Source organism: Embleya sp. NBC_00888, from assembly GCF_045207655.1.
Taxonomy (GTDB): domain Bacteria; phylum Actinomycetota; class Actinomycetes; order Streptomycetales; family Streptomycetaceae; genus Embleya.
The window spans coordinates 2,663,203-2,679,191 of sequence record NZ_CP108785.1; the positions used below are offsets into that span (position 1 = coordinate 2,663,203).

The 15,989-nt window shown below is 73.7% G+C and carries 16 protein-coding genes and 1 pseudogene; 12 read left to right on the top strand and 5 right to left on the bottom strand.

All coding sequences use genetic code 11. The features are described 5' to 3' along the window. Positions 1-86: 86 nt before the first annotated feature. Both OG948_RS45935 and OG948_RS45940 read left to right on the top strand, forming a co-directional pair. A complete protein-coding gene (locus OG948_RS45935; RefSeq protein ID WP_331770965.1) occupies positions 87-2,318 on the top strand; it encodes a UvrD-helicase domain-containing protein in 2,232 nt (743 codons plus the stop codon). 194 nt (positions 2,319-2,512) lie between these two features. Next, complete coding sequence (locus OG948_RS45940) at positions 2,513-3,376, top strand: pentapeptide repeat-containing protein (RefSeq protein WP_406300634.1); 864 nt, start codon at positions 2,513-2,515, stop codon at positions 3,374-3,376. A gap of 302 nt (positions 3,377-3,678) precedes the next feature. Here OG948_RS45940 and OG948_RS45945 read toward each other — a convergent pair whose 3' ends face one another. Next, positions 3,679-4,038 carry a hypothetical protein gene (locus tag OG948_RS45945; protein WP_331770966.1) on the bottom strand — a complete coding sequence of 120 codons (360 nt, stop codon included), beginning with the start codon at positions 4,036-4,038 and terminating at the stop codon, positions 3,679-3,681. A 193-nt stretch (positions 4,039-4,231) separates the two neighbouring features. Beyond that, a complete protein-coding gene (locus tag OG948_RS45950) occupies positions 4,232-5,029 on the bottom strand; it encodes a hypothetical protein (RefSeq protein WP_331770967.1) in 798 nt (265 codons plus the stop codon). A 622-nt stretch (positions 5,030-5,651) separates the two neighbouring features. Here OG948_RS45950 and OG948_RS45955 point away from each other — a divergent pair. Continuing rightward, the gene (locus tag OG948_RS45955; RefSeq protein ID WP_331770968.1) at positions 5,652-6,041 is read left to right on the top strand and encodes a hypothetical protein; all 390 of its coding nucleotides are present in this window, start codon (positions 5,652-5,654) and stop codon (positions 6,039-6,041) included. Here OG948_RS45955 and OG948_RS45960 read toward each other — a convergent pair. Continuing rightward, positions 6,020-7,414, bottom strand: coding sequence for an oxygenase MpaB family protein (locus OG948_RS45960; protein WP_406300635.1), 1,395 nt, complete (start codon positions 7,412-7,414; stop codon positions 6,020-6,022). The genes OG948_RS45955 and OG948_RS45960 overlap by 22 nt on opposite strands. 314 nt (positions 7,415-7,728) lie before the next feature. On the opposite strand from OG948_RS45960, the gene OG948_RS45965 reads away from it, so the two are divergent. Then, on the top strand, positions 7,729-8,319 hold the full coding sequence (locus tag OG948_RS45965; RefSeq protein ID WP_331773523.1) for a dihydrofolate reductase family protein: 591 nt from the start codon (positions 7,729-7,731) through the stop codon (positions 8,317-8,319). A 49-nt stretch (positions 8,320-8,368) separates the two neighbouring features. On the opposite strand, the gene OG948_RS45970 is transcribed toward OG948_RS45965, so the two are convergent. After that, positions 8,369-9,787 (bottom strand): PLP-dependent aminotransferase family protein, encoded by a 1,419-nt coding sequence (locus OG948_RS45970; protein ID WP_331770970.1) that lies wholly within the window; start codon positions 9,785-9,787, stop codon positions 8,369-8,371. Between the two features lie 102 nt (positions 9,788-9,889). Here OG948_RS45970 and OG948_RS45975 point away from each other — a divergent pair, with 102 nt between their 5' ends. From OG948_RS45975 to OG948_RS45990, 4 genes are all read left to right on the top strand, one after another. Next, a complete protein-coding gene (locus OG948_RS45975) occupies positions 9,890-10,645 on the top strand; it encodes a metallophosphoesterase (protein WP_331770971.1) in 756 nt (251 codons plus the stop codon). Between the two features lie 51 nt (positions 10,646-10,696). Then, positions 10,697-11,566: a protein phosphatase 2C domain-containing protein gene (locus OG948_RS45980; protein WP_331770972.1), complete on the top strand. Its 870-nt coding sequence runs from the start codon at positions 10,697-10,699 to the stop codon at positions 11,564-11,566. A 171-nt stretch (positions 11,567-11,737) separates the two neighbouring features. Next, the gene (locus OG948_RS45985) at positions 11,738-12,358 is read left to right on the top strand and encodes a cyclodeaminase/cyclohydrolase family protein (RefSeq protein WP_331770973.1); all 621 of its coding nucleotides are present in this window, start codon (positions 11,738-11,740) and stop codon (positions 12,356-12,358) included. Further along, complete coding sequence (locus OG948_RS45990; RefSeq protein ID WP_331770974.1) at positions 12,355-13,200, top strand: bifunctional 5,10-methylenetetrahydrofolate dehydrogenase/5,10-methenyltetrahydrofolate cyclohydrolase; 846 nt, start codon at positions 12,355-12,357, stop codon at positions 13,198-13,200. Before OG948_RS45985 ends, OG948_RS45990 begins: the two co-directional genes overlap by 4 nt. A gap of 169 nt (positions 13,201-13,369) precedes the next feature. On the opposite strand, the gene OG948_RS45995 is transcribed toward OG948_RS45990, so the two are convergent. Next, the gene (locus tag OG948_RS45995) at positions 13,370-13,744 is read right to left on the bottom strand and encodes a hypothetical protein (RefSeq protein ID WP_331770975.1); all 375 of its coding nucleotides are present in this window, start codon (positions 13,742-13,744) and stop codon (positions 13,370-13,372) included. Between the two features lie 179 nt (positions 13,745-13,923). Here OG948_RS45995 and OG948_RS46000 point away from each other — a divergent pair. The 4 genes and pseudogenes from OG948_RS46000 to OG948_RS46015 all read left to right on the top strand — a co-directional run. Beyond that, positions 13,924-14,181, top strand: a pseudogene (locus OG948_RS46000) (DUF3099 domain-containing protein); the annotation flags it as partial. A gap of 177 nt (positions 14,182-14,358) precedes the next feature. Further along, positions 14,359-14,631 carry a hypothetical protein gene (locus tag OG948_RS46005; protein WP_331770976.1) on the top strand — a complete coding sequence of 91 codons (273 nt, stop codon included), beginning with the start codon at positions 14,359-14,361 and terminating at the stop codon, positions 14,629-14,631. 151 nt (positions 14,632-14,782) lie between these two features. Beyond that, a complete protein-coding gene (locus tag OG948_RS46010; RefSeq protein ID WP_331770977.1) occupies positions 14,783-15,652 on the top strand; it encodes an SDR family oxidoreductase in 870 nt (289 codons plus the stop codon). Positions 15,653-15,741: 89 nt separating this feature from the next. Further along, positions 15,742-15,939: a hypothetical protein gene (locus tag OG948_RS46015; RefSeq protein ID WP_331770978.1), complete on the top strand. Its 198-nt coding sequence runs from the start codon at positions 15,742-15,744 to the stop codon at positions 15,937-15,939. Positions 15,940-15,989: the final 50 nt, after the last annotated feature.

A 15,989-nucleotide genomic window follows, 5' to 3' on the forward strand; every position in this document is an offset into this window, starting at 1 on the left:
CCCCGGGAATTCACCGCCGGAGCCGCCTATGACCACACGCCCCGATGGGGATGCTCATGGGTGGGGGCGCGACGGTGGGGGGCGCGATGCAATCCGCAAACGTGGGCACGGACAGCGACACGGGCACCGGCGCGGGCGCCGCCGCCCCCGGCGGGTCCCTTGCCCGGCTGGCACGCGACGCGCGGGCGCGGGAAAGGGAGTTGCGTCGCGAATGGGCCCAGGCCCGCCGTGTGGCGATCCGATACGAGGCCGCCTCGCAGGCGGAACAGCGGGTCGTGGCACACCTGTTGATGCTGACCGGCTACGGCTGGCGGCCCGCCGTCGATCGCCGCTGGCCGGGAACCCGCACGGCCAACGTGGACCTGCTGCTGGTCGGGCCCGCCGGGGTGTACGTCGTCGACGTCAAGAACTGGCGCGCCGCGCCGAACATACGAAACGGCACCCTGTACGCGGGAGATCAGCCGCGGGCCGGCGAGGCCGCGAAGCTGCTCGCGATCACCGCCATCGCCGAGGAGGCGATCGCCACGCTCGGCGTCTCGCCGGTGGTGGTCGTGCCGATGATGGTGTTCGCCGGCCATCGCGTCGACGCCGGCCTGGGACGGATCCGACTGCTCGGCGAGACCCAGGCCGCGCCCGATCTGTTGGGGCGACCGGCCCGGCTGGACCCGGAATCGGTGACGGCGATCGCGCGGCGCCTGGAGCGGGTGTTCCCGGTCTACGAGGATCCCACCGAGCCCTCGACCACACCCGCGACCACGACCCCGCCCCCGTCGACGACGGCGGTCGCGCGTACGTCCCCACCCGGACCACTCGACGCGTCCTTCGATCCGGGGGAGTTCGCCGCCGCCACGCTGCGGGCCGCACGGGTCGGGCCGATCGAACGATGGATGACCTACCTCGATCCCGGCCAGTGCGCGCTGGTCCGGGCCGACTGGCCCGGACCGGCCCGGATCACCGGCCCCGCGGGCACCGGGAAGACCGTGGTCGGTCTGCATCGCGCCGCCTACCTGGCCCAACACGGCACCGGCCGGGTGCTGTACGCGACCTTCACCGCCAACCTGCCCCGTGTACAACGCACGTTCCTGGCCACGATGGCGCCGGTCGCGGTGGACCGGGTGGATTTCAGCGGCATCCACGCCTGGGCGCTCGCGTTCCTGAACGGGCGCGGCGGGCCGCCGCGCGAGCTCGACCCGATCCGAGCCGCCGCCGCCTTCGATCGGGCCTGGGCCGAGGTCGGTCGGGGTGGACGCCTGTCCGCGATCGCGGCCTCGGCGGGCTACTGGCGCGACGAGATCGATCACGTGATCAAGGGCCGTGGGATCACCACGTTCGAACGGTACCGGCGGCTGCCCCGACCCGGGCGGCGGACCCGGTTGACCCGCGCGGGCGACCGCGAGGCGGTATGGCGGTTGTACGAGCGCTACGAACGGCTGCTGCGCACGGAACAGGTGTGCGACTTCAACGACGTACTCGCCGCCGCGCTCCGCGAGGTGCTGCGGCGCGGGCGGCAGCCGGCCTACGCCTCGGTCATCGTCGACGAGGTGCAGGACCTCTCGCTGGTGGGCGTACGCCTGCTGCACGCGCTCGTCGGCGACGCCGCCAACGGCCTGCTGCTCATCGGGGACGGCCAACAAGCCGTGTATCCGGGCGGATTCCGGCTCGCCGAGGCCGGCATCACGATCCCCGAGGAGCGCACCCACGTCCTACGCCGCAACTACCGCAACGCGCCCGGCATCGTCCGCGCCGCGCTCGCGGTGGTCGGCGCGGACGGCTTCGAGGACCTCGAACACGGCCGCGTCACCGGCCCCCGTCCCCTGGAACTCGACGGCGAGGCGAGCAACGCGGGCGCGCCGCGCGAACCGGCGCGCGAGGTGGTCCGGGTACATCGCGCGACACCGGCCGCGCACGACGCCGCCCTTCTCGCCGCGTTACGGGCGGACCCCCGTGCGTGGCCGGACACCGCCGTACTGTGCCGCTCCCGCGCCGAGGTCGGCCACTACACGGACCTGATCGAGCGGGCCGGGATCCCGGTGTGTCTCCTGGCGGAGTACGAGGGCCGGCCGACCGCGGGGGTCAAGATCGGCGGCTACGTCCGCGCCAAGGGGTTGGACTTCAAGCACGTACTGCTGCCGAGGTACGACCCGGCCCTGCCCGGCGGCGGCCGAGGCGGCACCCGCGGCGGCGAAGCGGCACGCGAGCGGTCCGAACTGGCCCGGCGCAGGGTGTTCGTCGCGATGGTCCGGGCCCGGGACACCCTGTGGCTCGGCCAGGTCGGCACACCCGCGCCGCGGACCCGCCCGGCGACGCCCGGCCGCTGAGGCCCGACGCACCGACCGGCGGGACGTACCGAAGGGCGGACCACCCCCGGCGTCCCGCGCCGCCCGAGCCCGCCCCGCGAAGGACCCACCCCGCGAAGGACCCCCGTCCGATCGGGGACAATGGACGGATCATCCCGAGCGCGCGACGGAGCCATGGCTCGCGGCAGCCCCGATCCGGCAGGAGCCCCCACACCGTGTCCGACCAGCGCGAACCCGCCGCACCCGGCCGAGACCCGGGGCTCGTCGAGGAACGGGCCGACAGCCTCCGCGCCGACTGCGCGAACTGCTTCGCGCTGTGCTGCGTCGCGCCCGCCTTCGCCGCCTCGGCGGACTTCGCCATCGACAAGCCCGCCGGTCGGGCCTGCCCCAACCTCCGGGCGGACGACTTCGGCTGCGGCGTGCACACGCGCCTGCGCGACATCGGCTTCTCGGGCTGCACCGTCTACGACTGCTTCGGCGCGGGACAAAAGGTCGCCCAGGTCACCTACGCGGGACGGGACTGGCGCCGGGCGCCGCACACCGCGCAGCAGATGTTCCGGGTGTTCCCGGTCATGCGGGACCTGCACGAATTGCTCCGGTACCTGCACGAGGCGCGCTCGCTCACGGCCGCGCGCCCGATCCATGACGAGTTGCGCAGCGCCTACCAGGACACCGAGCGCCTCACCCTGGGCGAGCCCGCCGAGCTGCTCCGGATCGATATCGGGGCGCTGCGGCAGCGCCTGAACCCGCTGCTCCTGCGTGCGAGCGAGCTGGCCCGCGCGGGCGTCCCGGGCAAGAAGAAGGAGCGCCGCGGCGCCGACCTGATCGGTGCCAGGCTGCGCGGCGCGAACCTGCGCGGCGCGAATCTGCGCGGGGCGTACCTGATCGGCGCCGACCTGCGCGGTGCGGACCTGCGCCTCGCCGACCTGATCGGCGCCGATTTGCGCGACGCGGACCTGCGCGGCGCGGACCTCACGGACGCCCTGTACCTCATCCAATCCCAACTCGACGCCGCCAAGGGCGACCCACACACCAAGCTCCCCACAACCCTCACCCACCCCACCCACTGGACCCCGTAACCCCTCACCCACGCAACGCAAGCTCTCGGACTCGGGTCGGTGGCGCTACGGCCCCAGCCAACTGACCTGGGTCACGTGGATGCATTCCTGCCGAGGAACAGTGAGGTATTCGAAGAGAAGGTTGCCGGCGGGGTCACCGTATGTACGCAGGCCCGGTCCGGTGCCCTGAAGGCCGGTCCGTCCAGGTAGACCATCGAATGCACGGTCGCCAACTCGGCAGCTGCTTTTCCCACCGCGGCGACCACCTCGCCGGAAGACCGCCCGTCACCTCCACGCCGCCGGGCAGCCACTCCCAGGACCAGTCACTCACCGGCGACCTCTCGGTGAACCTCGGCTCGGAGCCTGGAGATTTCGCTGCCGGCGCGCCGGATCTCATCGGGATCCCGTGACTGCCCCACCGTGCGTTCCAGCTCGCGGAGACGTCGTGCGAGGGCCGGGCGGCGTTCGATCGCCACGAAGACGGCCCACTTGCGCAGAAAAAGGCGAACGGCATTGGGCTGGAGATTCTCGGCGACCCAGTCGAGTGCTTCGTCCTCCTCCCGCTGGAACTCGGGCAGATAGGTCGGACTCAGTACGGCTACCGCCTCCCGGAGCGCCCTGATCTTCAGCGGCGGCATGGGGATGAGTGGCTCGTCGCCCGACTCGGCGTGCTGTGCGGTCATGAACTCCTCCTCGGACCCACAGTCAACCAGCAAATGATCCGGCCATCTCCCGAACGCCGAGCAACCATGCCGACCGGCCCCGGCGCGCCGCCGTCCGACCTCCTGGCGCCGGGCTCCCGCCTGTTCCCCAGGCGCTACCGGGCCGGGGGTTGGCCGTCGGGGGCGGCGTGGTCGGTGGGGGTGGATCCGTTCCTCAGCCGCCGTACGTCCGCCGCACCCGATAGACCCCGGCCGCCACCCGATGGGAACGAGCCCGGATCATCGGCGCGATGCGAACCGGCCACACGGTCGTTCGGGACCACACCACGCCCGCGAGCGGGCCCGTGTCGACCAGGTCCAGTCGGGACAGATCCGCCCCGGACGCGTCGACCGCCTCGGCCCGGACCTCTTCCTCCAGGGCGATCGCGAGCCGAACCGCAGCCGCGACGGCATCCGGTACGGCGGCCGGATCGCACCTCGCCGGACCGTCCGACACGGGCATCTCGCGCAATCCGCCCTGGATCGCCTCCAACGCGCGCCCGCTCTCCGCCAGGGCCGTCCCGAGCGCGTCGACCAGCGCGATCACGCGTGGGGACGCGGGAGGGGGCAGGTGGGTGAGCCGCCTGCTCAAGCAGCGTGCCTGTCCGGCGGCCAGGGACAGGGCGATCAACACCTCGAACCGGCGCGATCCCGAACCGTCCCGAGGCGACGCGTCGAGGATCCGGAACGCGCGCCGCGCGGCCTCCCGGTGTGCCAGTGCCCGCTCGCGGATGTCCCGCGTTCGCGCGCGCACCACGATCGCGGTCTCGACCGGGCCTCGACGGGGCACGACTTGCGGTTCCGGACCCGCCGAGACACCGCGTTCGAACGCGTACAGCGCGCGGCTCATCGCGTCGCCGAGCCGGACCCAGGCCCGCCCCTCGGTCCGCGGGTCGACGGCATCGTCGGCGCCCGACAGCGTCCACAGGTCGCGCTCGGTGAACGTGCGTCGTTCCTCGTCGGAAATGCTCATCGAGCCGCCTCCTGCTGTCGCATGTCTCGAACCGCAAGCCGAACCGCACGTCGAACCAGAGGGCCGAACAGAAAGAGGCCGCGCACAATTCGAGCATGAACCGAACACGAATGCATACATCGAGCACGAAGAACGGCCAGGAGGCACCGGCGCCCGGCGCGAAGTCGCGGAACAACCGGCCCGACCGGCGGGAAGGCGGGGATGAGAAAGGCGCTTTATGAGCAAAGCTGCCTGCTTGGCCTCGTAGTTCACGGTATCAGCCGGTGGGCGGTTTCCTCCATGCGTACGACACCCACAGTTACCTCGCGAATCTCCCACGTGACCTTTGCCCGCCGGGCGCACGCAGGGCGCGCGTCGAGCGCGCGTCGAGCGCGCGTCGAGCGCGCGTCGAGCGCGAACGGCGATGCCTCGCGCACGCGTCGAGCCCCCGAACCCCGGATCGCAGACCTCGGACCTCGGACCTCGGACCTCGGACCTCGGACCTCGGACGCGAGCCTCCCGGACCGCCGAAACGCCGACGGCTCACGCGCCGAGACCGATCTCGTACACGCGGGCCGCCGCACGGCTGGGTCGCGAGGCCGCCGATCTCGGCTGGTACGCGCCCGCGTTACGGGCACTGAGCGTGCAGGCGCACCATCTGGGCCACCGGGCGCACGCGCTCGCGCCGGTGGGCGATCGTACCGGCGCGATCCGGGCGCTCGTCCGGTCCCTGTGCCACCGCCCCCGCGGCGAGTGCCGAGCCCGCGCGGTCACCACCGCCCGGTTGGCCGAACCGCACCTGGATCAGGGCCACTTGGAGCGGGGTCGCGCGACCTGGCAGGCGTTCCCGGACTACGGTCCGCTGCCGCGCTCGGGCCGGGCGGACGCCGCGCTGCGCGCGCTGCGCCGACGCCTGGCGCCGTACCGGGGCAACGCGACCGCCCGCACCCCGTTGGAGCGGCCCGGCAGCGCGCAGATCCGCCCACGCCCGGCCTTCGCCGACCGGCGCCCTCAGGCCCGGCCGAGCACGTAGTCCAGCGTGTCCGATCGGGCCCGGCCGAGCACGCTCTCCCGCAGCGCCTCGGCGAACTCCTCCACGGTGACCGTCCCGTCGCCGTCCGTGTCCACCGCGTGCAACCAGCCGATCCGGCGCGTCGGCGCGAGGTCCGAGCCGATCAGGCGCGCGTAGTCGGCCTGATCGATCCGACCGTCCCCGTCGCGGTCCACCGCGGTGGCCACCCGCACCATCAGCGCGGCCATCGCGGCCCCCGGCGCGGCCTCGGCGAGCACTCGATACTCGTCGGCGTCGACCACACCGTCGTGGTTCGCGTCCGCCGTCGCGCGCAGTTCGTCCCACCAGGCGTGGAAGGCCGCGTACATGACCTCCTCGTCCACCGCCGCCAGGTCGAGTCGATCACTGAACACCCGGGCGAGGGCGGCCAGATCGGGCCAGGACAACACCCCGTCGCCGGTCTGGTCGAGAATGCGCACGAAGGCGTCCGCGAGCTGCGCCGCCGGGTCGGCCGAACGATCGCGCGACCCGAACCGGCGCAACCCGCGCCCGGCTTCCCGCTTGGCCGCGATGTAGGTCGCCGCGAGCGGCATGTACACCCACCTCGTCGGCAGCAGGTCGCCGGCCACCGCGGCCGTCCGGCAGGCGAGCGACAACACGGCCTCGGTACCGAACGGCACCTTCCCGCGCTCGCCCAGACGCTCCCGATAGCTCGGCGGCAGCGTGGCGGCCACGAGCGCACGGATCCCGGTGCCCAGCACGGAGGACCCGGCCGACCACACCGCGTCCGGTACGAAGGACAGTTGCGCGGGCGCGGGCAACCGCCCGAGTGCGTCCAGAAGTTGCTCGACTCCGTGCCCGGCCGTCAGCCGCTCGCGCACGGTCTCGTCGAAGTAGACGCGGAATTCCTCCACCGTGGCCGGCATCTCGCTCGCCGGCACCCCCGACTGCCGTCCCACCACCAGCCATTCCGCGTACAACTCGGCCTGTCGCTCTTCGTCGAGCGGATCGCCGCCGAGCTCGCACATCAGCACGATCGCGTCGAACACGGTCAGGTGCACCCACGCCTGCGCCTGCGGGTCGAGCGCCGAGAAGGCCTGGCCCTGCGCGTCGACTCCCTTGATGTGCCCGTGCAGTCGGCGCAGCCGGGCCGCCTCGCGCTCGCGGTCCGCCTCGTCCTGGTAGAGCAGCCGTTGCAGACTGAGCAGGGTCTGCTCGATCCGACGCCACGGGTGCCGCCGGTACGTGGAGAACTCCACCACCCCGGCGCCGACGACCGGGTGCGCCGTCTCCAGCACGATCGCCCGACCGATGGTGGTCAGCAGCCGCCACTGTCCGAGGTAGCGCCAGGAGAGGGAGCCGGCGCCGGGGAAACGCTCGGTGTGATCCGACATCCGGGGTGCGTCCGACATGAGTGGCCTCTCTCGCGGATCGACGTGGTGATCGCGACGATACAATCCGTCACCGTTTGTCGTGGGCGATCCGGAAAACCACCGGTTCCCGCCCGCGAGAAGCCGCCGATTCCGCGCCCGGCAAGGCCGTCGGTTCCGCCCGCGAAAGGCCGGGTTCCCGCCCTCGGAAGCCCGTGGGCACGGGTTTCGCAAGCGCTCGCGGTCCGCCTCACCGAGACTGGAAGGACCGACCCGGCCCGCGCCGTGGGCGCCGGCCGGGGCCTACGGCCGAGGAGGGCAGCCGGATGGCGATCGTGGTGGCGGAGAAGACGATGTCGCTGGACGGGTTCATCGCCGACCCGTCGGACGGCGTGGCGGAGTTGTTCGGTTGGTACTCGAACGGGAACGTGGAAACGCCGGCACCGGGTGGGGCGATGACGTTCCGCACCTCCGAGGCGAGTGCCCGGCATCTGCGCGAGCTGCTGGTCAACGCGGGGGCGGTGGTGACCGGGCGCCGCCTGTTCGACCACACCGACGGGTGGGACGGCAGCCACCCGCTCGGTGTGCCGGTGTTCGTGGTGACGCATCACGTGCCCGAGGACTGGGTCTCCGCGCACCCCCGGGCACCGTTCACCTTCGTCACCGCCGGCGTGGAGAGCGCCGTCGCGCAGGCCCGGGCGGTGGCGGGCGACCTGACGGTGGGTGTCGGCGGCGCGGACATCGTGCGCCAGTGCCTGGACGCGGGCCTGATCGACGAGATCGTGGTCGACCTGGTGCCGGTCCTGCTCGGCGCGGGCATCCGGTTCTTCGACCACCTCGCGAACACCCCGATCGAGTTGGAGGCGACCCGGGTGATCGAGGGCCGGCGGGTCACGCATCTGTACTTCCGGGTGGTCCGGACGCCCTGAGCGCGCGTGCAAGACCGGATCGGGCCCCATCCGGCCGGCCACACCCGGCTCACCGCTCGCCCAGCACCGCCGCGAGCGCCTCGATCGTGCCCGTCCACGCGTGCGCCGCCGGGGCCGCGAAGCCCACCAGGATGCCCTGCTCCGGGGCCTCTCGGTGCCACAACTCGCCCAGCCCGCGCAGCGCCATCCCGCGCTCGGCGGCGCGCGCGAGCACCCGCTCCTCGGTCGGTCCGTCCTCCGACAGCGTCATCAGCACGTGCAGCCCGGCCGGGACGCCCCACAACCGCAGTGCGCCGGCCCGCCGTTCCGCCTCGAACCGGCGCACCAGGTACGCCCGCCGCCGCCGATAGCTCAGCCGCGCGGCCCGTACGTGCCGGTCGTAGTCGTGCCGGGCGAGCAGGTCCGCGAGGACGAGTTGGCTCAGCCCCTGGGTGTGCCAATCGGCCCGGTACTTGGCCCGCAGCACCGGTTCGACCAGGTGGGCGGGCAGCGCCATCCAGGCCAGGCGCAGGCCGGGCCCCAGCGTCTTGGACACCGATCCGCAGTACGCGACGTGCTCGGGCGCCATCCCCTGGAGTGCGCCGACCGGCTGCCGGTCGTAGCGGAACTCGCCGTCGTAGTCGTCCTCCACGATCAGCCCGCCGCTCGCACGCGCCCACGCGCACATCTCGTGCCGCCGCCCCGGTCGCAGCGGCACGCCCGTCGGGTACTGGTGCGCCGGTGTCAACACCACCGCGCCCAGCGCCGGATCGACCGGCCGGTCCAGGCGCGCGCCGTCGGCGTCCACCGGCAGCGGCACCACCAGCCGCCCGGCGTGCCGGAACACGTCGCGGTAGACGTGGTGTCCGGGATCCTCCATCCCCACCGCCGCCACCCCGGCCTCGGCCAGCACGCTCGCGAGCAGGCCGGCCGACTGGTAGAAGCCCGAGGTGATCACGATGCGATCGGGTGTGGTCGACACGCCGCGGGTGCGCCCGAGGTGCTCGGCCAGCGCGGTGCGCAGTTCGACGCGGCCCTGCGGGTCGCCCGGGCCGTGTACGTCGGCGGGCGGCGCGGAGGTCAGCACCCGACGGGTGGAGCGCAGCCACGCGGCGGTCGGGAACGCGGACACGTCCGGCATGCCCGGTCGCAGGTCGAAGCGCGGCGCCTGGGCTGTCGATCCGGTGTCCGCCGTGTCCCGCGCGGGTGGGCGGGGCAGGTCCGCGACCCGGGTGGCGGCACCCTGACGGGCGATCAGGTACCCCTCGGCGACCAGTTGGTCGTACGCCGCGGTCACCGTCCCGCGCGCGAAGCCCAACTCGGCGGCCAGGCCGCGGGTGGACGGCAGCGGCGTGCCCGGTGCCAGCCGCCCGGCCCGCACCGCGGCGCGCAGCGCGCGCTCCAAACCGACGCGGCGACCGGCGGCGCTGTCGACCTCGACGTGCAGATCGAGCGCGTCGACCGGGGAACTGGTCCAATCCTCGAACATTTCACTGGATCTTAACCCTGGTCCGGTCACCCCCGTAGCGTCGGCGTCATCGCGGCCGACTACACCGGAACCACCGCTTCCCCTCCCCTCAAGGACGCCCGCATGATCGTGTTCGCGCACCTCAGTGACACCCACCTCGACGGCGGTCCGCACGCGGCCGAGCGCACCCGGACGACGATGGCCCATCTCGACGCGCTCCCGTACGACCTGGACGTGGTGCTGGTCACCGGCGACATCGTGGACAACGGCACGCCCGCCGAGTACCACGAGGCGCGTGCGCTGCTCGCGTCCCGGCACCCGGTGCTGATCCTGCCGGGCAACCACGATGTGCGCGGGCCCTTTCGCGCGGGACTGTTCGACGAACCCGCCGGCGACGAGCCGATCAACCGGGTGCACCACACGGCCGGCGGCGCGGTGTTCGCGCTGTGCGACTCGTCCATCCCGGGCCGCGCGGACGGCCTCCTGGCCGACGAGACGCTCGCCTGGTTGACCGACGTCCTGGACGAAGCACCCTCCTCCGCGCCGGTGTTCGTCGCCTTCCACCACCCGCCGGTGGAACTGGGCAGCCCGGAGATCGACCGGATCCGCCAGTTCGGCGCGGACCGCCTCGCCGCCGTGGTCGCGGACCGGCCCAACGTGATGGGTCTGTTGTGCGGGCACGCGCACACCCCGGCGGCCACCACGTTCGCGGGCAAGCCGCTGATCGTCGCCCCCGGGGTGGTGTCCACCATCAACCTGCCGTGGGAACGCGTCGACGACGACGCCCCGTTCGTGAACCCGGCCGTCCCCCCGGCGCTCGCGTTCCACCGGCTCGACGACGAGGGTCGGTTGACCACACATTTCCGCACGGTGGCCTGATCCCCCGATAGCGTTCCGCTGGTACGCCCAACGGAGCGAAGGGGGCCGCGGATGTTCGGACGACGCCGGGAGCACACGGGGACGACGGCCGCGGCGGGCTTCGCGGTGGGGCCGGTGCGGGTACGCGCGGCCGCGGGCACGGTGGTGGGCAACAAGTACCGGGCCAACTTCGACGTGCCGGCCCTGGAGCCGGACCTGCGGCTCGCCGCCGTCGCCGACGGCATGGGCGACGGACCCGGCAGCACGGCGGCCGGGCAAATCACGATGACCGAGTTCACCGCCTCGATCCGCCGGGCCGCGTCCGCCGGGCACGGGACCGGCCCGGCCGACCTGCGAGCGAGCGTCGCCCGGATCCAGGACCTGGTGCTGGCGGAGGCCGCGGGCCTGCCCGGCTTCACCGGCTGCACACTCACCGCATTGGTCGCCGAGCCGGATCCGGCCCCGGATCCGAACCGGACACCGGCACCCGTAGGGAGCACCGAGGCCGCGGCCTGGCTGGTCCAGATCGGCGACTCGCGCGCGTACCGGCTGCGGGCCGGTCGGTTGGACCTGCTGACGGTCGATCACACCGAGGCGTGGCTGGGCGCGCTGTACGGCTGGTACCCGAGCGAGTCGCCGCAGGCCGCCGCCGCGCGCTACCGGCTCAGCCGCTACGTGGGACATCCCGGTCGCCCCGAGCCGGACGTGCTCAACGTGAGCCTGCGGCCGGGCGACGTGTACCTGCTGTGCACCGACGGTGTCGCCGAGCAGATCGCCTACCACCCACTGGCGGCGCTGTTGGCCGCACCCGACGCGCCGACCGAGATCGTCGCCCGGTTGCTGAAGGCGACCCTGGACGCGGGTGGCCACGACAACGCCACCGCGGTCGTGTGGTGCGTGGACCACCGCGAGGATCGGCCCGCCCAGGACGCGCCGGGCTGAGTCGTCGACGCCCGGGTCGGGGCCTCCCACCTCCCGCTTTCCGGGCTTTCGGCCGCGTCGTGCGAGGATTCCCGGACGTGCGCCGAGGCGTGTGTGCTCGATGCCCCGTCGTGGTGCCGGTCGGGGGATCCAGGACCGGTCTCGGCCCCACCGACCGAAGGACGGGCGCGCATGCGCGACGAGAAGATCAGCGAATACCTGAAGCACCTCGCCGACCGGGTGCCGGCGCCGGGTGGTGGTGCGGCCGCCGCGCTGCACGCCGCCCAGGCCGCGGCGCTGCTGGGGATGGTCGCGCGCTACACCACCGGTGACAGGTACGCCGAGCACGCCGCCTCGATCGCCCAGGTGATCGCGCTCACCGACGAACTGCGGAACGTGGCACTGCGGTTGGCCGGGGAGGACGCGGCCGCTTTCACCGCGGTGACGGAGGCCTACCGGCTGCCCGCGGACACCGACGAGGCCGTCGCCGAGCGCTCGGCGACGATCGCCGCCGCGCTGGTCGGCGCGGCCAAGCCGCCGGCGGAGGTGGTCGTGGTGGCCGCCGCGTGCGTCGAACTGGCCGAGAAACTGCTGCCGATCGGCAATCCCAACGTGGTCACCGACGTGGCCGCGGCGGCCGAGGCGGCCCGTGCGGCGGCCACCACGGCGCGGGTGAACATCGAGATCAACCTCCGCGGCATCAAGGACGAGACGGCCCGCGCCGAACTGCGCACGCAGGCCGGCCGGGTGGACGACATCGCGGTGCGCGCCGAGCAGGTCACCGCGGCGGTCCGCAAGGAGGTCAACCGATGACCGCGAGGGTGCTCTCCGGCAGGGAATTGGCCGCCGCGATCCGCGCCGAGACCGCGACCCGGGCCGCGCTGCTCGCCGAGGCCGGCACCCCGGTCACGCTCGCGGTCGTGGTGGCCACGGCCGACGAGGCCGGCGCGTGGTACGTGCGCTCGATCGCCGCGGCCGCGGCGAAGGTCGGCATCACCTGCGACGTGGTCGACCTCGGCCCGGACGCGGCCCCCGAGACGATCCGGGGCACGTTGGCGGCGCTGAGCGCGGACGACGCGGTGCACGGGATCATCCTGCAGACCCCACTTCCGGACGGCGCGGTGCCGGCGGACCTGGCCGGCGCGATCGTGTTCGGCAAGGACGTGGACGGCGCGAACCCGCTCTCGCTCGGCCGGCTCGCCGCCGGTCTGCCCGCCTTCGCGCCCGCCACGGCCGAGGCGGTGGTGGCGATCCTGGACCACCACGGCATCGAACTCCGCGGCCGGCGTGTCACGGTGATCGGCCGCTCGACGGTGGTCGGCAAGCCCGCCGCGCACCTGCTGCTCGACCGCGACGCGACGGTCACCGTCTGCCATTCGCGGACCAAGGACCTGGCCGGGTCGACCTCGACCGCCGATGTGCTGGTCGCCGCCGTCGGCCGCGCCGGGCTGATCACCGCCGAACACGTCGCGCCCGGCGCGGTCGTGGTGGACGTGGGCACCAACCCCACCGCCGACGGCGGTCTGGTCGGCGACGTGGACGCGGTGTCCGTGGCGCCGGTGGCCGGCGCGCTCACCCCGGTTCCGGGCGGTGTGGGGCCGGTGACGACGGCGCTGCTGCTGAACCACACGGTGCGCGCGGCGGCCTCGACCTGACCGCGCGCGATCGCCCGGCTCCCGGGTGGCGCGGGTTCACTCGGCCGGGGACCACTCGGCGGGGGATCACTCGGTCGGGGATCACTCGGTCGGGGATCGCCCGGCCCCCGGGTCGCGCGCGATCGCCCCGTCCGGGGAAGGAATCACCACCCGCCCACGCGGCGGGTGGTCACCACCGGGCCACGCGGCGGCCGTCGCGCTGGTGCCAGCGGCCCGGAAGGTCGATGATCTCGGCGCCGGCGGCGCGGAACCGGTCGGCGGTGGCCCGGGCCCGCTCCGGGTCCAGGGCGAACACCCACAGGCCCGGTATCAGCACGGTGCGCACCGCGCCCGCGGCCACCTGGGCCAGCAGGTTCTCCAGCTCCGGTGCCTGTTCGCGCGAGGACACGCCGTTGTCCAGGCACACCACGGGCCGATTCAGGCCGAGCCCCTGCGCGTACGCGGTCAGCGCGTTGCGATGCGCGGCCATCTCCCACGGGTCGCGCGGATAGCACCTGAGATAGGCGACGGGCGCGCCGGCGTACGGAGGGGAGACGGTCGTCATGGCGACTGATTCCTTTCCGGCGATCGGCACGGACCCACGGCCCCGCCTCGACGCCAGTCAACACCGTCCGACCCGAAAGGTCTATACCAATATTGTCATCCGGGCGTGACTCCCCGGGGTGGCGCGATCGCGCGTGCGGCGCGAGCCCGTCCGGCGGCGCGAAGTCGTACCGTGAACACATGAGCTCCAACGATCCGGGCGGCCCCGGTCGAGGGGGTGCCACTCCATCCGGGCCGGTCCCGTCCCAGCGGCGGCGCCGCAAGCGCTACTTCGTGATGATGGGTGTCTGCCTGCTGCTGTTCCTGCTGGCCGGCACGGTGGTCTACCGCTGGTCGGTGGCCGCGGCCGCGGGCATGACCGTCGTCGCGATGGCGATCCCGCCCTTCGCCGCGATCGTGGCCAACCGTCGCGAGCAGGGCGACCGCTGGTGGGACGAGTAGCCCCGTCCGGTCGCGGACTCGTCCGGGCGCCGCGCCCGCCGGCCCGGATCCGCCGCCGTCACGGATTGGTTCCGACGCGGTGACAGCCCCGCATACGGCGAACCACGGCGACCACCCGGCCCGTCCCCACCGATGACCCGCGACCGCGCGGGCAGGGGGGAAGGGGGCCCGGATATGCCCATCGATCCGGGAATGCAGGCGGCACGGCAGGCACAGGCGTTCCAGGACGGCGTCAACCGGCGCGTCTTCGCCGACCAGGCGGCAACCGCCGACCGTCGGCGGCGCCGGCGCGGCGGCCGTTCGAGCGGTTCCGGTCTGCTCCTGCTGTTGTTGGTGATCGGCGCGGTGGTCCTGGCCGCGAAGTACCCCGACCAGGCACACGAATTGGTCGACCGGGCGCGTCCACTGGTGGACCGGGTGCTCGGCACGATCGACGACCCCCGCTGACTCGCGCGGCACCCGGCCGGCGGGCCCGGTCCGGGCGGCAAGGGCGCGCCGTGCGGGCGTGGTTCGGGGGATGTCGGACAACCGGGCAGTAGGGTCGGTGGCCGAGCGGCCGGGAGCTGTCGGGCCGTCCCCGTCGGGAGAGGACGTCGTCATGGGTCCAGTCATCGCGGTCACCGGAGCGAGCGGGCAGGTCGGCGGCCGGGTCGCCCGGCGGCTCGCCGAGGCCGGCGTGGCGCAGCGCCTGATGGGGCGGGACCCGTCCCGGTTGCCGGAGTTCGAGGGCGCGGTCAAGGCGCCGCCGGCGTCCTACGGCGACGACGCGGCGATGCGACGGGCCCTGGCGGGGGCGGACACGCTGTTCCTGGTGTCCGCGCGGGAGAGCGCCGATCGGGTCCGCGAGCACATCACCGCCGTGGACGCGGCGGTGGCGGCCGGTGTCGAACGGATCGTGTACGTGTCCTTCCTGGGCGCGGCGCCGGACGCGACCTTCACGTTCGCGCGCGACCACTGGCACACCGAGCAGCACATCCGGGCCACCGGGCTGCGGTACACGTTCCTGCGCGACAGCCTCTACCTGGCCGGGCTGCCGGCCATGGTCGGCGCGGACGGGGTCATCCGCGGTCCGGGCGGGGACGGGCGGGTCTCGGCGGTGGCCCACGACGACGTCGCCGACTCGGCGGCGGCCGTCCTGCTCGGCGGCGACGCGCACGACGGCCTCCGATACGACCTGACCGGCCCCGACGCGATCACGCTCGCCGAGGCGGCGGCCGAGCTGACCCGCTTCGCCGGGCGGCCGATCCGCTACGTCGCGGAGACCCGGAATCAGGCGTACGCCTCGCGCGCGCAGTACAACGCGCCGGCGTGGGAGATGGCCGGCTGGGTGACCTCGTACGAGGCGATCGCGACCGGCGAGATGAGCGAGGTGTCCACCGCGGTCCCGAACCTGACCGGCCGGCCGGCGCAGAATCTGGCCGGCTACCTGACCACCCACCCGCGGGCGTGGGAGCACCTGAAGGCGTAGCCGGCGTCCCACGCGCGGCCGGCGCGCTCGCTCCCCCGACCGGCCGTGCCCCGGGTGCGGCCGGGCCCGTCGGCGGGTCTGCTGGGGCTATGCACCCCAAACACCCGATCATCGAGCTGACCGAGCTGCTGATGCGCGAGACCGACCTGCCGCAGGATCGGGCGAGCGCCCTCGTGCAACGGATCTGGGACGCGGGGGTGGCCGAGGGCACCCGCCGGATGACGGACGACCTCGCCGCCGCCAACCGCGAGACCGAGGAGCTGCGCCGGGCCCTCGACGACGAGTGACCCTGGCTCGGGGTCCGCGTGGGTGCGGTGCCCAAGACGTGGTGTCCCCG

Bases quoted from the DNA above. Each gene is read 5' to 3' on its own strand.
- OG948_RS45935 (WP_331770965.1), top strand. From the start codon at position 87: ATGCAATCCGCAAACGTGGGCACGGACAGCGACACGGGCACCGGCGCG.
- OG948_RS45945 (WP_331770966.1), bottom strand. From the start codon at position 4,038: ATGACCGCACAGCACGCCGAGTCGGGCGACGAGCCACTCATCCCCATG.
- OG948_RS45950 (WP_331770967.1), bottom strand. From the start codon at position 5,029: ATGAGCATTTCCGACGAGGAACGACGCACGTTCACCGAGCGCGACCTG.
- OG948_RS45960 (WP_406300635.1), bottom strand. From the start codon at position 7,414: ATGTCGGATCACACCGAGCGTTTCCCCGGCGCCGGCTCCCTCTCCTGG.
- OG948_RS45970 (WP_331770970.1), bottom strand. From the start codon at position 9,787: ATGTTCGAGGATTGGACCAGTTCCCCGGTCGACGCGCTCGATCTGCAC.
- OG948_RS45975 (WP_331770971.1), top strand. From the start codon at position 9,890: ATGATCGTGTTCGCGCACCTCAGTGACACCCACCTCGACGGCGGTCCG.
- OG948_RS45980 (WP_331770972.1), top strand. From the start codon at position 10,697: ATGTTCGGACGACGCCGGGAGCACACGGGGACGACGGCCGCGGCGGGC.
- OG948_RS45985 (WP_331770973.1), top strand. From the start codon at position 11,738: ATGCGCGACGAGAAGATCAGCGAATACCTGAAGCACCTCGCCGACCGG.
- OG948_RS45990 (WP_331770974.1), top strand. From the start codon at position 12,355: ATGACCGCGAGGGTGCTCTCCGGCAGGGAATTGGCCGCCGCGATCCGC.
- OG948_RS45995 (WP_331770975.1), bottom strand. From the start codon at position 13,744: ATGACGACCGTCTCCCCTCCGTACGCCGGCGCGCCCGTCGCCTATCTC.
- OG948_RS46005 (WP_331770976.1), top strand. From the start codon at position 14,359: ATGCCCATCGATCCGGGAATGCAGGCGGCACGGCAGGCACAGGCGTTC.
- OG948_RS46010 (WP_331770977.1), top strand. From the start codon at position 14,783: ATGGGTCCAGTCATCGCGGTCACCGGAGCGAGCGGGCAGGTCGGCGGC.
- OG948_RS46015 (WP_331770978.1), top strand. From the start codon at position 15,742: ATGCACCCCAAACACCCGATCATCGAGCTGACCGAGCTGCTGATGCGC.